Annotated in this window: 19 protein-coding genes, 1 tRNA gene, 1 other RNA gene and 1 riboswitch; of the genes, 19 read left to right on the top strand and 2 right to left on the bottom strand. The window is 40.6% G+C overall.

The annotated features are described in order from the left end of the window. The first annotated feature begins 11 nt into the window (after positions 1–11). The 4 genes from U5907_02965 to U5907_02950 all read left to right on the top strand — a co-directional run bounded on the left by U5907_02965 (position 12) and on the right by U5907_02950 (position 3,948). Positions 12–503: a GAF domain-containing protein gene (locus U5907_02965; GenBank protein WRQ33615.1), complete on the top strand. Its 492-nt coding sequence runs from the start codon at positions 12–14 to the stop codon at positions 501–503. Further along, complete coding sequence (locus U5907_02960) at positions 503–2,941, top strand: M1 family aminopeptidase (protein WRQ33614.1); 2,439 nt, start codon at positions 503–505, stop codon at positions 2,939–2,941. The genes U5907_02965 and U5907_02960 overlap by 1 nt, the downstream gene beginning before the upstream one ends. Beyond that, complete coding sequence (locus tag U5907_02955; GenBank protein ID WRQ33613.1) at positions 2,934–3,833, top strand: DMT family transporter; 900 nt, start codon at positions 2,934–2,936, stop codon at positions 3,831–3,833. The genes U5907_02960 and U5907_02955 overlap by 8 nt, the downstream gene beginning before the upstream one ends. Before the next feature lie 44 nt (positions 3,834–3,877). After that, positions 3,878–3,948: transfer RNA gene (locus tag U5907_02950), tRNA-Cys, on the top strand. 69 nt (positions 3,949–4,017) lie between these two features. Here the strand turns inward: U5907_02950 and U5907_02945 are convergent. Further along, entirely contained in the window at positions 4,018–4,365 is a 348-nt protein-coding gene (locus tag U5907_02945; protein ID WRQ33612.1) for a DUF3276 family protein, read from the bottom strand. Between the two features lie 95 nt (positions 4,366–4,460). On the opposite strand from U5907_02945, the gene nusB reads away from it, so the two are divergent. The 10 genes from nusB to U5907_02895 are packed head-to-tail and all read left to right on the top strand — an operon-like array spanning position 4,461 to position 12,465. Then, positions 4,461–5,408, top strand: a complete 948-nt coding sequence (nusB, locus tag U5907_02940; protein ID WRQ33611.1) for a transcription antitermination factor NusB — start codon at positions 4,461–4,463, stop codon at positions 5,406–5,408. Between the two features lie 32 nt (positions 5,409–5,440). Further along, positions 5,441–5,764 (top strand): preprotein translocase subunit YajC, encoded by a 324-nt coding sequence (yajC, locus tag U5907_02935; GenBank protein WRQ33610.1) that lies wholly within the window; start codon positions 5,441–5,443, stop codon positions 5,762–5,764. Positions 5,765–5,779: 15 nt separating this feature from the next. Then, positions 5,780–6,766 (top strand): YbbR-like domain-containing protein, encoded by a 987-nt coding sequence (locus U5907_02930; protein ID WRQ33609.1) that lies wholly within the window; start codon positions 5,780–5,782, stop codon positions 6,764–6,766. 5 nt (positions 6,767–6,771) lie between these two features. Then, positions 6,772–7,374: a dephospho-CoA kinase gene (gene coaE, locus U5907_02925; protein WRQ33608.1), complete on the top strand. Its 603-nt coding sequence runs from the start codon at positions 6,772–6,774 to the stop codon at positions 7,372–7,374. Beyond that, the gene (locus U5907_02920; GenBank protein ID WRQ33607.1) at positions 7,374–8,108 is read left to right on the top strand and encodes a TerB family tellurite resistance protein; all 735 of its coding nucleotides are present in this window, start codon (positions 7,374–7,376) and stop codon (positions 8,106–8,108) included. The genes coaE and U5907_02920 overlap by 1 nt, the downstream gene beginning before the upstream one ends. Before the next feature lie 19 nt (positions 8,109–8,127). Beyond that, positions 8,128–8,547, top strand: a complete 420-nt coding sequence (locus U5907_02915; GenBank protein ID WRQ33606.1) for a DUF5606 domain-containing protein — start codon at positions 8,128–8,130, stop codon at positions 8,545–8,547. Continuing rightward, positions 8,547–9,869 (top strand): 30S ribosomal protein S12 methylthiotransferase RimO, encoded by a 1,323-nt coding sequence (rimO, locus tag U5907_02910; protein ID WRQ33605.1) that lies wholly within the window; start codon positions 8,547–8,549, stop codon positions 9,867–9,869. The genes U5907_02915 and rimO overlap by 1 nt, the downstream gene beginning before the upstream one ends. A 30-nt stretch (positions 9,870–9,899) precedes the next feature. Beyond that, on the top strand, positions 9,900–10,646 hold the full coding sequence (fabG, locus tag U5907_02905) for a 3-oxoacyl-[acyl-carrier-protein] reductase (GenBank protein WRQ33604.1): 747 nt from the start codon (positions 9,900–9,902) through the stop codon (positions 10,644–10,646). Between the two features lie 25 nt (positions 10,647–10,671). After that, a complete protein-coding gene (locus U5907_02900; protein ID WRQ33603.1) occupies positions 10,672–11,487 on the top strand; it encodes a M55 family metallopeptidase in 816 nt (271 codons plus the stop codon). A 3-nt stretch (positions 11,488–11,490) separates the two neighbouring features. Further along, entirely contained in the window at positions 11,491–12,465 is a 975-nt protein-coding gene (locus U5907_02895) for a DUF6340 family protein (GenBank protein WRQ33602.1), read from the top strand. A gap of 175 nt (positions 12,466–12,640) precedes the next feature. On the opposite strand, the gene rnpB is transcribed toward U5907_02895, so the two are convergent. Next, positions 12,641–12,969: RNase P RNA component class A (gene rnpB, locus U5907_02890), an RNA gene on the bottom strand. 60 nt (positions 12,970–13,029) lie between these two features. Further along, a riboswitch (TPP riboswitch) is annotated at positions 13,030–13,122 on the top strand. A 34-nt stretch (positions 13,123–13,156) separates the two neighbouring features. On the opposite strand from rnpB, the gene U5907_02885 reads away from it, so the two are divergent. From U5907_02885 to recR, 5 genes are read left to right on the top strand one after another with little or no spacing between them, the layout of a single operon-like run. After that, on the top strand, positions 13,157–15,376 hold the full coding sequence (locus U5907_02885; GenBank protein WRQ33601.1) for a TonB-dependent receptor plug domain-containing protein: 2,220 nt from the start codon (positions 13,157–13,159) through the stop codon (positions 15,374–15,376). Beyond that, positions 15,376–15,951, top strand: a complete 576-nt coding sequence (gene pnuC / locus U5907_02880; protein ID WRQ33600.1) for a nicotinamide riboside transporter PnuC — start codon at positions 15,376–15,378, stop codon at positions 15,949–15,951. Before U5907_02885 ends, pnuC begins: the two co-directional genes overlap by 1 nt. 45 nt (positions 15,952–15,996) lie before the next feature. After that, the gene (locus U5907_02875) at positions 15,997–16,833 is read left to right on the top strand and encodes an ATPase (GenBank protein WRQ33599.1); all 837 of its coding nucleotides are present in this window, start codon (positions 15,997–15,999) and stop codon (positions 16,831–16,833) included. Positions 16,834–16,854: 21 nt separating this feature from the next. Continuing rightward, entirely contained in the window at positions 16,855–17,679 is an 825-nt protein-coding gene (murQ, locus tag U5907_02870; protein WRQ33598.1) for an N-acetylmuramic acid 6-phosphate etherase, read from the top strand. Then, entirely contained in the window at positions 17,679–18,302 is a 624-nt protein-coding gene (recR, locus tag U5907_02865; GenBank protein ID WRQ33597.1) for a recombination mediator RecR, read from the top strand. Before murQ ends, recR begins: the two co-directional genes overlap by 1 nt. Positions 18,303–18,308: the final 6 nt, after the last annotated feature.

Here is an 18,308-nt window from a genome sequence, read left to right as displayed (position 1 = left end):
GGTTCGTTTTTATGGAATCATTGACAATATTAAAAGGAGATAAAGACTCGGTATACGAATCACTATTGCCTCAAATTTTAGCACTTACAGAGGGGGAGCAGGACCCCATTGCGAATATGGCCAATATTTCAGCTGCCCTTAAAGAGGCATTTGGCTTTTGGTGGGTTGGTTTTTATATTGTAAAGGAGGACTCTTCCCCATTTGGCAGCTCACTTGTGCTCGGTCCCTTTCAGGGTCCTGTGGCTTGTACAAGGATTGCTAATGGCAGAGGGGTTTGTGGAACCTCCTGGAAATTGGGAGAGACTATTATAGTTCCCGATGTGGATAAATTCCCTGGTCATATAGCCTGCAGTTCTCTGTCAAAATCTGAAATAGTTCTTCCTGTAATGAAGGATGGAAAAGTGATAGCTGTTCTTGATATTGACTCAGATAAGCTCGGGGATTTTGATGAAAGAGACAAAAGGTGGCTTGAGTTGCTTCTCTCCTCTGATATCTCTCTCTGATGATCAGATATTTTCTCATACTTATTGTAACTATCCTGGCCGGATGTACATCTGGTTTAATAGGGCCAGGTACAGGTGTGAGCAAAGAGTTGGCAGATAATAGATTTAACAATATTTCCCAGGTAAGATACAAACTCCATTTTTCAATACCGGACCATATTGATTCCTTAGTGCATGGTAAAGCTCAAATCAATTTTGAACTCAAGAACCGGGAGACTCTCTGGCTCGATTTTTTTCACGATTCAATCAATCCTGTTAAAAGTATAGTTGTTAATGGCACAGAAGTTAAGCCGGAGATTGTTGAAGAGCACCTTGTTTTAAGCAAAAGGGTACTTAAAAAGGGGAAAAATGAGGTTAAAGTTGATTTCCTTGCCGGGGAACAATCGTTAAACAGAAGAGAGGACTTTTTGTACACTCTTTTAGTCCCGGACAGGGCCAGAACACTCTTCCCTTGTTTTGACCAGCCTGATATTAAGGCAGTATATGAACTCTCTCTTGATTTGCCTGAAGGTTGGGTTGCTATGTCAAATGCACCATCGGCATCAAGAGAGGCAGATTTTATACGATTTGCCCCGTCTGATCCTCTGCCTACCTATCTTTTTTCATTTGTTGCGGGTCTTTTTAACGAGCATTCAGTAAAATCAGGAGAAAGGAGTATTTCGATATTTCACAAAGAGACTCTTCCTTACAGAATTGCACAGTGCGATACAATAGCTTCTCAGATTTTTTCTTCTGTCAAATGGCTTGAGGATTATACAGGAGTTGACTACCCCTTTTTAAAATACGACATAGCTATTATTCCGGGTTTCCAGTATGGAGGGATGGAGCATGCCGGGGCAACTCTTTATGCAGACAGGACTCTGTTTATAAGCGAGAATCCCACAGTAGCCGAGAGATTTGCAAGAGCTAAACTTATAGCTCACGAGACTGCTCATATGTGGTTTGGAGATTATGTTACTATGAAATGGTTTGACGATGTCTGGACAAAAGAGGTCTTTGCCAATTGGTTTGCTGCCCGTATGGTAACTCCGCTTTTCCCGGAGATGGACCATGAACTTGCATTTACAGATAGCTATTTTCCTCCGGCTTATGAAGAGGACAGAACTGTTGGGGCAAATCCGGTACAACAACCTCTGGATAACCTTAATAATGCCGGATTGGTTTATGGAAATATAATCTATAACAAGGCACCTGTCGTTATGGAGATGATGGTGAGGATGATTGGTGAAGAGAACTTCAGGAAGGGGATACAGGAGTATCTCAGGAAATATGCTTTCTCAAATGCCACCTGGGATAATCTAATTGAGATACTGGATAGCTATACCGAGGCAGACCTTAATATGTGGAGCAATGTATGGATTAAGGAGAGAGGCAGACCTGAATATAAAATATCTGCGGCTGAGAACGGGGGTGTTAAATTATTACAGAAAGATCCTTTTAACAGGGGATTAGAGTGGGAGCAAGAGATACTCAATATAGTATCTGAGGATGGATTTATATATCCCAATGTAGACGGTAAGGCTTATGGTCTTTTTATAACAAACTCCTTTAATAATGATATTTTGCTGGAAAGATTGCCTCTTTTTACCCCATTAACAAGAGGTTCTCTCTTAATAACTCTATACGAGAATATGGTTGCAGGCTATATCAACCCTGAGAAATTTTCAGAGGCTATATGCAATATTCTTCCTGTTGAAAGTGACAGGATTGTTTTTAACAGGGCTGTTAATTACCTTGCCGCAACAAATGTCAGGTATCTTCATGGAACTATTGCATCTCAACATGCCTCAGACCTATTGTGGAAGATCTCTTTATCAGCAAAAGAGGGAGACTTAAGATTAACAGCTTTCAGGTCACTTATCCGTTTTGCATGGGGTGAAAGTTGGGCTAAGCTTCTTAATGATATTCTGAAAAATCCGGCTAAATATTCTGAACTTAATCTCAGCGAGAGAGATTTTATCAATCTTGCATACGAAACGGCACTCAGGAATCCTTTGTTGTATGATGAGATAGGTAGGGTTGCACTCACTTATATAAATGGTAAGGACAGAATAGAGGAATTCAACTTTGTATTCAAATCCATTTCACCAGATAAATCTGTAAGAGATTCAATGTTCAGAGCTCTTTTAATGAAAGAGAACAGAGTAATAGAGCCGCGGACAATAAATGCACTCAGCTATCTGTGTCACTACTCCAGGTCAGAAGATGCTGTTGAATATATTACTCCTGCTTTGGAGATTCTTCCGGAGATTCAGAGAACCGGGGATATCTTTTTCCCAAGAAACTGGCTCCAGGCGTTGCTATCCGGACAGAGAGGGGATAGGGCTGCTTACTATGTTTTGAACTACACAAACAGCGCAGACATTCACCCATTACTGAAGGGTAAGTTACTTCAGCAGGCAGACCATTTGTTTAATAAGGCAAAAAGAGATGAGTAGGCAGAAAAAAGCTGTTATTATGGCCTCTTTTGTGGTCTTCTTTTGGGCCACGGTAGCAACTGCATTCAAGCTTGCACTTGCCGGAATGGCTGCAGTAACACTGCTTTTAATTTCATCTCTTACTGCTTTAATTGTATTCACAATATATCTGGGGTACACCCGAAATTTGATTAATACTATTAAAACTCTTAAAGATAAGAGGGTTGTTCTCAATTCTCTTTGGCAAGGTGCAATGAACCCCTTTATATATTATCTCATACTTTTTAAGGGTTATTCTCTCCTCCCTGCTCAAATAGCACAACCTATGAATTTTTCCTGGCAGGTTGTTCTCATTTTGCTGATGGCAATCTTTATGAAACAAAAGATAGGAGTTATTCAGGCATTGGGTGTGCTGATAAGCTTTGCCGGAATAGTTATGCTTTCACTTAATGATGGTGCTGATTCTTCCGGCACACTTTCAATTGCCGGTATTATATTTATATTGGCCAGCACAGTGATTTGGGCTGTATACTGGATGTTAAAAATTGACAATTCAAAAGAGCCGGTTGAGGAGCTTTTCAGAAATTTTCTAGCCGGATCTGTTTTCCTTCTTATAGCATTTCTTATATCACCGGAACCTTTAGAATTTGGTGTTCCTCTATATGCAGCTGTATATGTAGGGCTGTTTGAGATGGGAATAACTTTTATATTATGGAATAAGGCCCTTAATATTGCAACAAACAGGATTGTTGTAACTCAGATGATTTATCTGGCACCAATGCTCTCTTTTTTAATTATTAACCGTGTTTTAGGTGAGCGAATTACACTCCTGACAATTGCAGGATTAGCCCTCATTGTTTCAGGAATACTGGTGAGCAACATGAAACATAAAAAGGTGTTACAACATAGCTGATTTTGGATGTATGAAAAAAATTCATACATTTGCATCCCCTAACCGGTACCATGGCCGAGTGGTTAGGCAGCGGTCTGCAAAACCGTGTACAGCAGTTCGAATCTGCTTGGTACCTCAAACAGAGAGAAGGCCAACTAAAAAGCAATTTTTAGTTGGCCTCTTTTTTTTTTCTGAAATTGTTTATTTACAACTCTTCAAAATTCACATCAGAAAATGAGCCCGCACCCTCTCTGACAGGTTTTTCCTGAGTCTGAGGAGCATTTTCTTTTATGTATTTAATAATATCTTCAAGACCTTGAGAGAATTTTTCAAAATCCTCCTTGTAAAGGAATATCTTGTGTTTATCATAAACGAATCTGCCGTCACGGTCAACTCTTCTTTTACTCTCTGTTATTGTGAGGTAGTAATCGTTGTTCTTGGTTGCCTTTACATCAAAGAAGTAGGTGCGTTTTCCGGCTCTCACCGGTTTTGAAAAAACATCATCCCCGTTCCTCTCCTGTGAATCATTAATGTCAAAGTCTTCGAAGTACATTTTAGTTCAATTTAGATTTGCCTGACAAAGATAAAATTATTTTTTGTGCACAAAAACCTATCTTTGTAAAATATTTGCTTATTCAACAAAATTTTATGATTAACAGAAGGCTTATTAGGGTTAAGGTTTTCAAAATTCTTTTCGGAAAAGTAAACTCAGAGACTCTCTCTCTCTCCGGAGCGGTGAGTGATCTTATGATGAGTTGTGATAAGAGTCTTGAATTATATTATTTTATGCTCACCCTGCCCGTTGCAGTCAGGAAGATTGCACAGTCAAAAATTGAGACAGGTCTTAAGAAGTTTCATCCCAGTGATGAGGAGCGCAATCCGAATATGAGATTTGCAGAGAACAGGGTTATCGCTATGCTTGAAGAAAACACGGATCTTCTCACTTTTTGTGAAAAAAGGGGGCTTCTGTGGAATGATTATCAGTCATTGGTGAAAAAGTTTTTTCTCTCTATGTCTGCTTCTGAATACTTTAAAGAGTATATGGAGTCTTCAGAAAACTCATTTGAGAATGATCTGAATCTAATTATCCGGTTTTTTGAGGAGGAGTTTGAGGAGAATGACGAACTTCATGATGTTCTGGAGGATTTATCGCTATTCTGGACTGATGACCTTGAATATGTTGTAAATGTTATAACAAAAAGGTTGAGTACTCTTAAAGAGTCATCCAAAATTAAGCATCCTGCTGTGTTTCTTAAAGAGGACGACAGGGATTATGCAGTAAGATTGCTTGAAAAGTCCATGATTCACTACGATAAATATATGGAGTTAATGGGAAAACATTTACAAAACTGGGATATTGAGAGGCTTGCTGCAACAGATACTGCTTTGATTGTAATGGGCATTGCAGAGGCTTTTGAATTTCAGGATATCCCCGTTAAAGTTACTATAAATGAGTATGTAGAGCTCTCAAAATACTTTAGTACACCCAACAGTAAAGTATTCGTAAATGGAATTCTGGATAAGGTAATAGCATCCCTTATGAAGGATGGGCAGATAGAGAAGAGGGGCCGGGGTTTGGTAGGCTCGTCAGAATGATTAATTTTGTATAAATTTTAACAGAAAGAGAAATGAATTTTCTAACATTTTTACAGGCGCAGCCTGCAGGTGCCGGATCGGGTAACTGGAGTTTCCTTATAATGATGGGTCTAATCTTTGTTGTGATGTATTTTTTTATGATACGACCACAACAAAAGAAGCAGAAAGAGCTTGTTAAGTTCCGCCAGTCACTTCAAAAAGGCGATAAGGTAATTACAGCCGGCGGTATCTATGGCAGAGTTGCCGAGGTTAACGACAAAGACACTTTTATCTTCCTTGAGATTGACAACAATGTAAAGATAAGAGTTGATAAATCTTCAATTGTAAAGGATATTACTGATATCCCTCAAAAATAAATCATTGGCTTTATTATGATAAAGCTCAGGATTTTCAATATTTCCTACGAAAGGGGCAGACAAATCTTACTGTTTTTGTTCTGTCTCTTTCTTGCTTTTGTCATATGGTCAATTCATAAGTTGTCAGAGAGTTACACTGTATATTTACAGTATAAAGTTACTGCATCAGCAGGCCTTGAAGGGAGAAGCGGAGAGGCTGATTCGGAAAATTATTTAATTGTAAGGGGTAAAGCAACCGGGTTTTACATATTGCAGCATCGTTACAGTGGAACAATTAATAAAATATATATATCACCGGAAAGGAGGGAGATCAGAAGGAGGGCAGGTGTTACGGATGGTTTTTATGTTTTGGTAAAGGATGTTAACGACAGGTTAATCCAGTCATTCGGGAATACTCTTTTTGTTGAATCATTTGCTACAGATACATTGTTTTATTTTTTCCCCGGTCAGACAAATAAAAGGGTTCCTGTCAAACCGGATTTTATTATCTCCTATGCACCACAGTACACTCTCAATTCAACTCCTAAGCTGTCACCGGACTCAGTAACTTTATATGGAGAGAGTACTCTCCTCTCAAAGATTGACTCTGTCTTTACCAAACAGCTGAAGTTTCAAAATCTTGACAAGTCTGTTCAGGGGGTTGTTGAGCTTATCCCGGAAAAGGGTGTAAGGTTCTCTTCCGGAGATATATCATACTCCATGGATATAGTTAGATATGTTGAAAAAAGCATTCAGCTGCCTCTCTCATTTGTAAATGTCCCCGATGGTATAATATTAAAATCTAATCCCTCTGAGGTGACTCTCTATTTCCGTGAGAAGTTTGGGGAGGCTCCCAATGATGCTGCATCTGTTACGATGGAAGTTGATTATCATGATTTTGAGACTTCAATAAATGGTGTTGTAAAGGTTCTGTTGAGCGGAAACAATAAAGGTGTTCTCTCATGGAGAGCTGATCCCCCTTTTGTTGAGGTTTCCGTTGCGTCAGTTGATACTTTAAAATAAGTTCTATGTTTTGTTTTGCGGTAACCGGAGGTATCGGAAGCGGAAAGTCCTACCTGGTGAGGCTTATGTCTGCCCTGGGTATACCTGCCTATATTGCAGATATCAGAGCAAAAGAGCTGTATAACACAAATCGGCTTCTTGTAACCAAACTTGCAAACTTATTGGGTGATGATATTTTATCTGAAAATGGTGTAAGGAGAGATATTATGGCATCAAAGATATTCTCTGATCCATCTCTTCTGGAGAGGGTTAATAATATTGTTCATCCTGAGGTTCTTAAGGACTTTTTCTTATGGAGAGAGAGTATTAAGGCGGACGGACATAAAGCTGTAATATATGAATCGGCTATATTTCTTGAAACTCCCGGATTCAGGGGAATTGCGGACAAAATAATAGTGGTGGTTGCTCCGGAAGAGGAGAGAATCAGAAGGGTAATAAAGAGGGATTCAATAACAGAGGAGCAGGTCAGAGCAAGGATGGAGAGACAGTGGAGTGATGAGGAGAGAATCAGAATGGCAGATTTCATTATATTTGCAGACGGAAAGCGGGCAATCTTGCCCCAGCTGATGGAGATTTTTAATCAAACCGGATTTAAACCTGAAATTTGATGGGTTACGGAAAATGGATAACAGGAGCGCTTGGATGGGCGCTTGGTGGGCCGATTGGCGGAATACTTGGTTTTGCAGTAGGCTCAATTTTTGATAAAGGCGAGGTTGTAACAGAGGGAGGAAGAGGAAGAAGAGTCTATTCCGGAGTAGAACAAAGGAATAGTTTTTTGGTCTCTCTTCTTGTACTCTCCTCTGCCATCATGAATGCAGATAAAAGAGTTCTTAAAAGTGAACTTGATTATGTTAAGAGGTTTATCGCAGAAAATTTTGGAGAAGATGCCGCTTCTGAAGCAGCACTGCTTTTAAGAGACCTTTTAAAACAAGAGGTCAATATTGAATCTGTATGCGCACAAATCAGAATTAACACAAACGCAGCAACAAGGCTTCAGTTGCTTCACTATCTGACAGGCATTGCAAGAGCAGATGGAGATGTGTGCAGCGATGAGATTGCTGTGCTTAAAAGAATATCTGCAGCACTCTCAATCCCTTTGCAGGACAGCGAATCTGTATTTGCTATGTTTGACAAAGGAATTGATGCAGCTTATCAGATTCTTGAGGTAGATAAAAATGCAACAGACGATGAGATAAAGAGGGCTTACAAAAAGATGGCGGTTAAACATCATCCTGATAAAGTTTCAAGCCTGGGTCCGGATGTTCAGAGAGCAGCCGAGGAGAAGTTCAAGAAAATAAGTGTTGCCTACGAAAAGATTAAAAAGGAGAGAGGAATAGTATAAATAAACAGATTGAAAAAATATGAAAACCAATTTACAGAAAATTCTAACGGTTTCCGGTTATCCGGGGCTTTATAAATATGTAGCACAGGCAAATGCAGGAGTTGTTGTAGAATCCTTGTCTGATAACAAGAGAATGGTTTGCGGAATGAGCGCCAAACTCTCGTCACTTTCTGATATATCAGTTTTTACTGATGAAGGGGAGGTGAAATTACAACAACTACTGGAAAAGATGAGGGAGAAACTTGGAGAGGAGAGTGCACCATCCGGTAAATCTGATGCTGCAAAACTAAAGAGCTTTTTTGAAGAGGTACTTCCTGACTATGACAGAGATCGTTTTTACACATCTCATATGAAGAAGGTTGTTGACTGGTATAATAACCTGAAGGAGTTTGCCACTCTTGAATTTCTCCAGGAGGGGGAAGAGGAAGTTGCTGAATAATGGTAAAGAAGATTCAGCTTGTAACCCTGGGTTGTTCAAAAAACAGAGTCGATTCAGAACACCTCTTAAAACAGATCTTTGAATCAGGGTTGATTATCTCTCCTGAAGGGGAGGACCTAACTGTTGCAAATGCAGATATTGTTGTAATCAATACATGCGGTTTTATTAAAGATGCCAAGAGAGAGAGTATTGATGCAATACTCTCTGCTGTTGATGCAAAAAAAAGGGGTTATATAAAGGAGATACATGTATTTGGGTGCCTCTCCCAGAGATATCTGCTGGAATTAGAGGAGTCAATACCTGAGGTTGATGGATTTTATGGAGCATTTGACTCAAAGTCTGTGCTAAGGGCTCTTGGTAAAGAGTGGAACTCATCTTTTGATAATCATAGATTTCTTACCACGCCCTCTCACTATGCATATCTGAAAATTTCTGAAGGTTGTGACCGGGTATGCTCTTACTGTTCTATTCCATTAATCAGGGGATCTCATAAGTCTGTCCATTCAGAGCTGCTTGTTGAAGAGGCGTCAAACCTCGCTTCAATGGGTGTTAAGGAGCTTATTCTTGTTGCTCAGGATACTACTTATTATGGACTTGATATATATAAAAAGAGGGCATTAGCACCTCTTATGGAGAGTTTATCCAAGGTTGAGGGCATTGAGTGGATAAGATTGCTCTATTCATATCCTGCCGGTTTTCCGGAGGATGTCCTGGAGGTAATGGCCTCAAACGATAAAATATGCAAGTATCTTGATATTCCTCTTCAGCATGTAAATGACAAGGTTTTGTCAAATATGAGAAGATCAATTAATGGAGCAGAAACAAGAAGACTTGTTGAGAAATTCAGAAAAAGCGTTCCCGGAATTTCTTTGAGAACAACAATGATTGTGGGGCATCCGGGTGAAGACAAAAGAGCTTTTAAGGAGCTGTTAGGTTTTGTAGAGGAGGCCCGTTTTGAGAAACTGGGGGCATTTACCTATTCAGAGGAGGAGGGTACCTGGGGTGCATCAAATCTCAAAGATACCATCAGGAACAGAGAGAAGCAGGAGAGGTATGAGATGTTGATGGAACTTCAGTCAGGGATATCTATGGCACATAATTTATCCAGAGTTGGTTCAGTTGAAAAGGTTCTTATTGACTACGAAGACAAAGATGTTTATGTTGGCAGAAGCAGAAGAGAGAGCCCTGAGGTTGATGGTGAGATATTGATTGGAAAAGGAGAGATGCCAAAAGGTTTTTCAACAAAAGATATTATTGGTACATTTGTTGACACAAAGATAGAGAGTGCGGGGGAGTATGATCTTACTGCACGGATAATTTAAATGAATATTAACGTAATTTATTGATAAGTAATGAAATTACTTGAAGGAAAGGTAGCCCTTATTACTGGAGCTGCAAGAGGAATCGGAAAAGCTATAGCTCTAAAATATGCCTCCGAGGGTGCAAATATTGCATTCACAGATCTTACAATTGATGAAAATGCTGAAAAGACAAAGTCTGAGATTGAATCATTTGGTGTTAAGGCTCTCGCAATTGCCTCAAACGCTGCAAATTTTGAAGAGTCACACGCTGTTGTTGAGCAGGTTGTAAAGGAATTTGGAAAACTTGATATATTAGTCAATAATGCAGGCATAACAAAAGATGGTCTGATGATGAGGATGAGTGAGCAGCAGTGGGATGCAGTTATCAATGTTAACCTTAAGAGTGCTTTTAACTTTGTCCATGCTGTTACTCCGGTAATGATGCGTCAGAGAGGTGGAAGTATTATTAATATGAGCTCTGTAGTTGGAGTTGGAGGAAACGCAGGACAGGCAAACTACTCGGCCTCTAAAGCCGGTATGATTGGATTGACAAAATCCATAGCTCAGGAGCTTGGGTCAAGGGGAGTAAGAGCTAACGCCGTTGCTCCGGGGTTTATTATTACCGAGATGACAGGCAAATTGCCTGATGATGTTAAGAAGCAATGGGCAGATCAGATTCCACTTAGAAGAGGAGGAAAGCCGGAAGATGTGGCAGATGTTTGTACATTCCTTGCCTCTGATCTATCCTCTTATGTAACAGGTCAGGTTATCTCCGTTTGCGGGGGTATGAAAATGTAATTTTAATAATAAATAAACCGGAATCATGAGTACTTCAAAAGAATTTCTAAATCGCGGAAAAAGCGGAAATGGTCTTAAAATAATGATTCAGGTAGACTTTGAGGGTGTCACGAATGTTGTAAACTGGGATGAGATATACCCCGGGCACCCTCATTTTGACAGAAATTGTGATATCCTTACCGGTGAGATAAATTCGGCAATTGAGGGTGCAGTAGCGGCAGGAGCAACTGAGATTATTGTCAGGGACGGACATTCTGGAAATATAAATGTTAATCCACTGTTACTCGATCCAAGAGCCAGGCTAACCAAGGGCCGTGTACCCGGTACACCTCACACAATGGTACTAGGAATTGACTCAACATTTGACGCTCTTCTGTTCATTGGTGCTCATGCAAGGGCAGGTGAGATGATGGGAACTCTCTCTCATACAATGTCTTTAAAAGTAATAGATTTTAAAATCAACGGGAAACCTCTCTTTGAACCGGCCTTTAATGCTTTGTATGCTTCTCAGTTTGGAGTTCCTGTTGTTTTTGTTGCAGGTGACAATATGGCCTGTAAGGAGGCACATGAGAATTTCGGAGCAATTGAGACTGTTGAGACTAAGTTTGCGTATGGGAGAAACTGCGCTATGAGTAAATCTCCTCAGGTTGTATATGGAGAGATAAGGGAGAGCGTAGAGCGCGCCCTTAATAATCTTCAGAATGGCTGTGTATTCAGCATGAAGGGGCCATATAAAATGGAGCTGATTGTTACTCAGGAGGAGAGTGCTGAGCCTCTGTTCGTAGAATATGAGTCAGATGTGCTTTACGATGTAATGAAAAAATTCTGGGAATATTTGTAGGTTATGAAAAGAAAATTAATCCTATTTGCCGTATCCGGCTTAATGGCTGCTTTATTGCTTAACTCGTGCGGCCCGGTAATCCAGTATTTTAACATAGATCAGCGTGTACCTGCTGAGTTTCCGGTAGATTTGACAGACAAGAGTATATCTGTTTTCTCTTCTACTGATGCAATTAAGGATTCAGCCAGTCTGGACAAAGAGAGATTTACAACAGACTCTCTTCTGATGCTTAATATGGCTTTAGGACTTGCCGAGGGACTTGAGTCAAATTTGTCGCTTGACACCGGAGCAATTATGGTATTTAATCAAACAGGTACTCAGAGATCTCAACTCGATAATCCTGAATATGTCAGGGGACTAGCGCTCAACTCTTCAGCAGATATGTTGTTTGTCATTGAGTATCTGGATATGGGCACAATGACTATTTATAAGGTGGCCAGTGACGGCCTTCCCGGAAGTTCCGATATCTCATATGTCTCTCTCCCCTTCACAATGGAGGTTGGTCTGTATAACGGGATCACAGGATTACCTGAGTTCAGAAGGGAGGTAGCTGATACTATATACTGGGAGGTTATCAGCAGAATGGATATGAAAGATGAGATAATAGCCTCAAGACTCTACTCCTCAATGTATGAGATCTCAAAAAAACTTGGAGCTTCATTCTCTTCAAGATTCTTTGATAATTGGGAACCAATTGAGCGATATCTCTATAACTATGAATCCAGACCCTGGCTGGAGGCATACAGGCTTTCTCAGGAGTTCAAATGGAAAGAGGCAATGGATATTTGGATGACTCTTACAAATGAAGCTACCCCTGTAAAGAGGGCATCGGCTGCATTCAATATTGCTGTTGCTTTGGAGATGATGGATGAGTATAAACTTGCTCTGGAGTGGATAGATTATGCAGCAAAGAATTATCCTTTGGAGGGTATACCGGGGTATAAATCACTACTTGAGACCAGAGTTGAAAAAAGATAGACAAAAGGCTGTAAGACGCCATAGGAAAACTATATTGTTTAACGATAAGGAGTTAGAGGCGATACAGCTCTATTGTAAACGCTATAAAGTAAGCTCTCATGCAAAATTCTGCAGAGAGGCAATAATCTCTACTATACTTAAAAGATTCGACGAGGATCATCCGACACTATTCTAAAAAAAAGGTGGGTCTGTAAGCCGGATTCTGTACCTCTCAAAGAGAGGCCTCTGTCATTTATCTGATGCAGCCTACCCCCCGGCAACGAGCGAGCAGCTCTTGACTGCCGGTATACTTGGCCTTGCAGGAGACTGGTCGTACCCAAATTATGTCGCCATAATCTGTTGTGGGCTCTTACCCCGCATTTTCACCCTTACCCCCTAAAGGGCGGTTATTTTCTGTTACGATTTACCTGAAGTTACCCCCAGCTGTGATTTCCACAGAGTCTTGCTCTGCCCTGTCCGGACTTTCCTCCCCTCAAAAAGAAGAGCGACAAAGCGACCCACCGGGTGCAAATGTACGAATATTTGCTCCACAGGCAGAATTTTATTTATATTTGCAATGCATTAACAAATGCTTGGGGGTGCCCTTTACGGGCTGAGATCACACCCTTTTCACCTGATCCGGATAATGCCGGCGTAGGGAAAGCGCTTCTTCTGTGTCTCTGTATCCCCCTGCATATAAAATAACTTTTAAATGAAAAGATTAGCTTTATTGTGCGGGGTATTATTTTCACCATTTATCGCACTTGCCCAGCAAGAGGGGCAAAAAGAGAAGACAGTTTTCAATAAACTGGACAGTATTGTTGTTGAGGCCTGGCGTGCAGGTAAGAATACTCCTGTAAGCCATTCAGAACTCACCCCATTGGAGATTAAAAGGCTCTCTCCTGTTCAGTCAATTCCAATGGCTCTCTCCCTGATGCCTTCTGTTGTCTCTACTATGGAAGGAGGAAATGGACTGGGGTATTCATCAATGCGAGTAAGAGGCAGTGATGGATCAAGAACAAATGTTACAGTAAATGGAATTGCAATCAACGATGCAGAATCACAGGAGGTATTTTGGGTTAATATACCTGCATTTTCTGCTTTTGTTCAGGATATTCAGTTGCAAAGAGGGGTGGGAACATCTACAAATGGACCGGGTGCTTTTGGAGCGAGTTTAAATATGCGAACACTCTTTACATCTCCGGAGGCTTATGGAATGGCGGAGATGGGAGTGGGGAGTTACAGCAGTTTTACTACAACCGCCGGTGCCGGAACAGGGCTAACTTCAAAAGGATTCTCCTTTGATATCAGGTATTCAAAAAATATGGGAAAGGGTTACATAAGGAATGCAAAGAGTGACCTAACCTCTCTTTTTGCTACTGCCGGATGGTATCACGGGAAGAGTGCAATTAGAGTAAACTACATTTATGGAGACCAAAAAACTGGTATTACCTGGGAGGGTGTCTCAAGGGAGATGATGGAGATTGACAGAAGGTACAACCCTGCAGGTCTCTACTATGACGAGGCCGGTAACGAGAGGTACTATGATAATGAAACCGATAACTACACTCAGCATCATATTCAGGCTCTTTTTTCCAGAGAGCTTGCAGATGGCCTTACATGGAATAGTGTGCTTCACTATACAGCCGGCGAGGGCTATTATGAAAATTATAAAATGAACAGGAAATTTTCTGAGTATGGATTACCTCTCCAGATAATAGATTCAAAAGAGTATAAAAGATCAGATGTGATAATAAGACAGGCGCTGGCAAATGATTATTATGCCGCTTCATCTACACTGCAATTAAACAGGAAGAGCCTGAAGGCAACAGGAGGTATATCATATTCATATTATGACGGATCACATTTTGGCAATCTGATATGGTCAAAATGGAGAGAAAATATTCCTGAAAATTACCAGTGGTATCTGAATGACGGATATAAAGGAGATCTCTCTCTGTTTGCAAGGGCGGAGCTGAATATATCTGAGAAGATAACAGCCTTTGCGGATCTTCAGTACAGAAACATATCATATAGCCTCAGAGGGGAGGATAAGGATTTTATAAAGTTAAACAATGACAACAAATACAACTTCTTTAATCCTAAGGCTGGAATAACATATAATTCAGGCAGCAGCAGAGTGTTTGCATCGGCCTCAGTAGGAAGAAAGGAGCCGGGGAGGGCCGATATAAAAGAGTCAATAAAGGCGGGTAAGGCGGACCTTATTAAGCCTGAGAGGTTAATTGACATTGAGGCAGGGTATACTTTCACCGGAAGAAGTGTTGCTCTCTCTGCAAATTTTTATTTCATGGAGTATAAGGACCAGCTTGTTCCCACAGGAAGATTGAGTGAAACCGGGTATGTTATAAAGGAGAATGTTCCCCTCTCTTTCAGAAGAGGGATAGAACTGATTGCCTCCTGGTCTCCTGTTTCATTTATTAAACTGGACGGGAATCTGTCATTAAGTATTAACAGAATTAAAGACTACACTCACTGGACAGATTTGTATGACAATCAGGATGACTGGACTCCTCTTCCTCAAATGAGTGAGTTCTACAAAATCACCAATCTTCCGTACTCACCGTCTACTGTTGGAATGGGTATGGTTACTTTTATGCCATCTCTGTCGTCATCAGTATCGGTTTATGGTAAACATGTAGGCAGGCAGTATTATGACAATACATCCAGTGTTGAAAGATCTGTCCCGGCCTATTTTATAATGGGTTTAAAAGGGATAAAGAGTTTTAAAATAAAAGATATTTCTGAGCTGGAACTTGGTCTGTTTATTGATAATATTCTTAACAGAAAATATTTTTCAAATGCCTGGGTGTATATGGCTAAATTTGCAGATGGCTCATCTCCCTATATTGAGGAGGGGTTATATCCTCAGGCAGGTATTAATTTTATGTTAAAAGCATCATTCAGATTTTAATGAACTGGATTGAAATAGTTGGGGCAATTACAGGATTTGCTTACGTAATTCTTGAAATCAGGCAGAAGAGGGCAATGTGGATAGTTGGTGCTCTCTCTGCCTTGATGTATATTATCGTTTTTTACATGGCCTCACTTAATGCTGCAGCTTTGCTGCAGCTATATTACCTGATTGTTAGTTTTTACGGATGGAGAAAATGGGGAGGGGAGAGCGCTTCAAATATTAAGAGTATTGGAGGAGAGGTAACAGTAAAGCTGGATTTCAGGAAGGGTGTTGTATCCTCAATTGCTTCACTGGGTGGTTTTTTCATTGTTTATTATATTCTTTCAAATTATAGTGAAGATCCATATCCGGCTATGGATGCCTTTGTCGCAATTATAAGTATGCTGGCAACCTGGTGGGTATCAGGTAAGCATATTGAAAACTGGATACTCTGGATTATAGCAGACCTTGCTGCTGCCTTACTCTTTTTCTGGCAAGGTCTTTATGTTACTGCATTGCTTTATCTTGTATATCTGATAGCTGCTGCGGCGGGTTATAAGCATTGGAGAAAGTTCCCTGTGGTGTTGAAATAGTCTGGCAAAATAGTTACCTTTGCCAATTATATAAACCCCATTCATATGCGTTTAATTGCAGACAGCGGCTCAACCAAAGTAGATTGGAGAGCTATTCACAGCGACGGTTCGGTCCAGAAAATCACAACAGCAGGTATTAATCCTTTTTTTCAAACCGAAGAGCAGATAATTTATGAACTGGAGCAACATCTTCTTCCTGATATAAGTGCTACTGTTACCGAGATTCATTTCTACGGTGCTGGTGTGGCCTCTCCTGAAAAAATTCAGGTGCTCCAGAATTGTTTCAGAAAGGTTTTCCCAAAATCTCGTGCAAACGCCTACACTGATCTTCTTGCTGCAGCAAGGGCTCTTTGCGGGCGCAAGCCGGGAATAGCTGCCATATTGGGTACCGGTGCAAACTCCTGTTATTACGATGGTGAGAATATTGCAGATAATGTTCCGGCGTGCGGTTATATTCTTGGTGACGAGGGGAGTGGTGCAGTCCTTGGAAGAAAGTTTATCTCAGATTATTTAAAGAGGCAATTACCAAAAGATCTTAATGATATCTTTGATCAAAAATATGGCCTTACTTATGGTTCTGTAATTGAACGAGTTTATCGCCAGCCTTTTCCAAACAGATACCTTGCAACCTTCTCTGTATTTCTAAATGATAACAAGAACCATCCACATATTGACAAACTCCTGAGAGATAGTTTTGAGGAGTTTTTTACCAGAAATATTATGCAGTATGACTATAAAAAGTATAAGGTAAATCTTGTAGGGTCAGTTGCATACTACTATCAGGATATTATATCTGAGGTGGCAGAAAAGCTTGGAGTCAAACTTGGCACAATACTTAAGTCTCCTATTGAGGGGCTTGTTCAATATCATAAATCACTGTAAAAGTATTTAATATTCTCTATAATGAAGATTACAGAACAACCATCAAGGTATAGCGACCTTGACAAGATGTCTACCCTGGATTTGCTCCAGAATATGAACAGAGAGGATAAAACAGTTCCTGTAGCAGTTGAAAAGTGCATCCCTCAAATTGAAAAGATAGTTGACGGAATTGTAGAAAGGATGAAAAAGGGTGGAAGGCTCTTTTACCTGGGAGCCGGTACAAGCGGCAGGCTGGGTATATTGGATGCATCTGAAATTCCGCCAACATACGGAGCTCCTTATGATCTGGTAATAGGTCTGATAGCCGGCGGTGATTCTGCAATAAGAAGAGCTGTTGAGGCTGCTGAGGATAACTGGGATATGGGATGGAGCGATATGCAGCAATTTGGGATTGATAAAAACGATGTGGTAATTGGCATAGCAGCTTCCGGAACTACTCCCTATGTCATTGGAGCAGTAAGAGAGGCCAGAAGGAGAGGTCTTCTTACTGGCTGTATAACCTGTAACCCAAACTCTCCACTTGCAGCAGAGGTTGAGATTCCAATTGAGGTTGTTGTGGGGCCGGAGTTTGTAACAGGCAGCACAAGAATGAAATCAGGAACTGCTCAAAAACTGGTGTTGAATATGATATCTACAACCTCTATGATTAAGCTTGGTCGTGTTAAGGGGAATAAAATGGTGGATATGCAGCTTACAAATGCCAAACTTGTTGACAGAGGAACCCTGATGATTATGGAGGAGGCCGGCATAACAGACTACGAGCTGGCTAACTCGCTTTTGCTTGAACACGGATCTGTGAGAAAGGCAGTTGACTTTCATCTTGGAAAGACTCAATCAAAAAATTAATGTACAGAAGTAACCTTACATCTACACTTTTACAGGATGCTGTTGATGAACTCTCTTCTCTTCCCGGAATAGGGAAGAAGAGTGCGCTGAGATTTGCGCTACATCTTATGAGGCAGCCGGGAGAGAATGTGGAGCGATTCAGTAAATCAATTCTCAGAATGAGGAGTGAGATTAAATATTGCAAAGAGTGTAATATGATCTCAGATTCGGATATTTGTCCGGTATGCTCTTCTCCATCACGGGAGAGGACTCTTGTGTGTGTTGTTGAGAGCATCAGAGATGTTATAAGTATTGAAAACACAGGTCAGTACAATGGGTTGTACCATGTTCTGGGAGGAATAATATCACCTATGGATGGTACAGGACCCTCAGATTTATCGATTGATCATCTGATTTCCAGAGTTTCAGCCGGAGTGGTTAATGAAGTTTTTCTTGCCCTTAGTACAACTATGGAGGGAGAGACAACTGCATACTATCTGTTCAAGAAACTTAACAATTTTGATATTAAAATAAGTACAATAGCAAGGGGTGTTGGTTTTGGTGATGATCTTGAGTACACTGACGAAGTGACTCTGGGGCGTTCAATCCAGAACAGGCAGCCTTTTGTGCCATTAAGCAAATAATCTAAC

Source organism: Bacteroidales bacterium MB20-C3-3 (genome assembly GCA_035609245.1).
Lineage (GTDB): Bacteria > Bacteroidota > Bacteroidia > Bacteroidales > UBA932 > Bact-08.
This window is presented reverse-complemented; position numbering and strand designations above follow the sequence as displayed.

Bases quoted from the DNA above. Each gene is read 5' to 3' on its own strand.
- U5907_02955 (WRQ33613.1), top strand. From the start codon at position 2,934: ATGAGTAGGCAGAAAAAAGCTGTTATTATGGCCTCTTTTGTGGTCTTC.
- U5907_02920 (WRQ33607.1), top strand. From the start codon at position 7,374: ATGGGTTACGGAAAATGGATAACAGGAGCGCTTGGATGGGCGCTTGGT.
- coaE (WRQ33608.1), top strand. From the start codon at position 6,772: ATGTTTTGTTTTGCGGTAACCGGAGGTATCGGAAGCGGAAAGTCCTAC.
- U5907_02945 (WRQ33612.1), bottom strand. From the start codon at position 4,365: ATGTACTTCGAAGACTTTGACATTAATGATTCACAGGAGAGGAACGGG.
- rimO (WRQ33605.1), top strand. From the start codon at position 8,547: ATGGTAAAGAAGATTCAGCTTGTAACCCTGGGTTGTTCAAAAAACAGA.
- U5907_02885 (WRQ33601.1), top strand. From the start codon at position 13,157: ATGAAAAGATTAGCTTTATTGTGCGGGGTATTATTTTCACCATTTATC.
- U5907_02915 (WRQ33606.1), top strand. From the start codon at position 8,128: ATGAAAACCAATTTACAGAAAATTCTAACGGTTTCCGGTTATCCGGGG.
- nusB (WRQ33611.1), top strand. From the start codon at position 4,461: ATGATTAACAGAAGGCTTATTAGGGTTAAGGTTTTCAAAATTCTTTTC.
- pnuC (WRQ33600.1), top strand. From the start codon at position 15,376: ATGAACTGGATTGAAATAGTTGGGGCAATTACAGGATTTGCTTACGTA.
- fabG (WRQ33604.1), top strand. From the start codon at position 9,900: ATGAAATTACTTGAAGGAAAGGTAGCCCTTATTACTGGAGCTGCAAGA.
- U5907_02930 (WRQ33609.1), top strand. From the start codon at position 5,780: ATGATAAAGCTCAGGATTTTCAATATTTCCTACGAAAGGGGCAGACAA.
- recR (WRQ33597.1), top strand. From the start codon at position 17,679: ATGTACAGAAGTAACCTTACATCTACACTTTTACAGGATGCTGTTGAT.
- yajC (WRQ33610.1), top strand. From the start codon at position 5,441: ATGAATTTTCTAACATTTTTACAGGCGCAGCCTGCAGGTGCCGGATCG.
- U5907_02875 (WRQ33599.1), top strand. From the start codon at position 15,997: ATGCGTTTAATTGCAGACAGCGGCTCAACCAAAGTAGATTGGAGAGCT.
- U5907_02900 (WRQ33603.1), top strand. From the start codon at position 10,672: ATGAGTACTTCAAAAGAATTTCTAAATCGCGGAAAAAGCGGAAATGGT.
- U5907_02960 (WRQ33614.1), top strand. From the start codon at position 503: ATGATCAGATATTTTCTCATACTTATTGTAACTATCCTGGCCGGATGT.
- murQ (WRQ33598.1), top strand. From the start codon at position 16,855: ATGAAGATTACAGAACAACCATCAAGGTATAGCGACCTTGACAAGATG.
- U5907_02895 (WRQ33602.1), top strand. From the start codon at position 11,491: ATGAAAAGAAAATTAATCCTATTTGCCGTATCCGGCTTAATGGCTGCT.
- U5907_02965 (WRQ33615.1), top strand. From the start codon at position 12: ATGGAATCATTGACAATATTAAAAGGAGATAAAGACTCGGTATACGAA.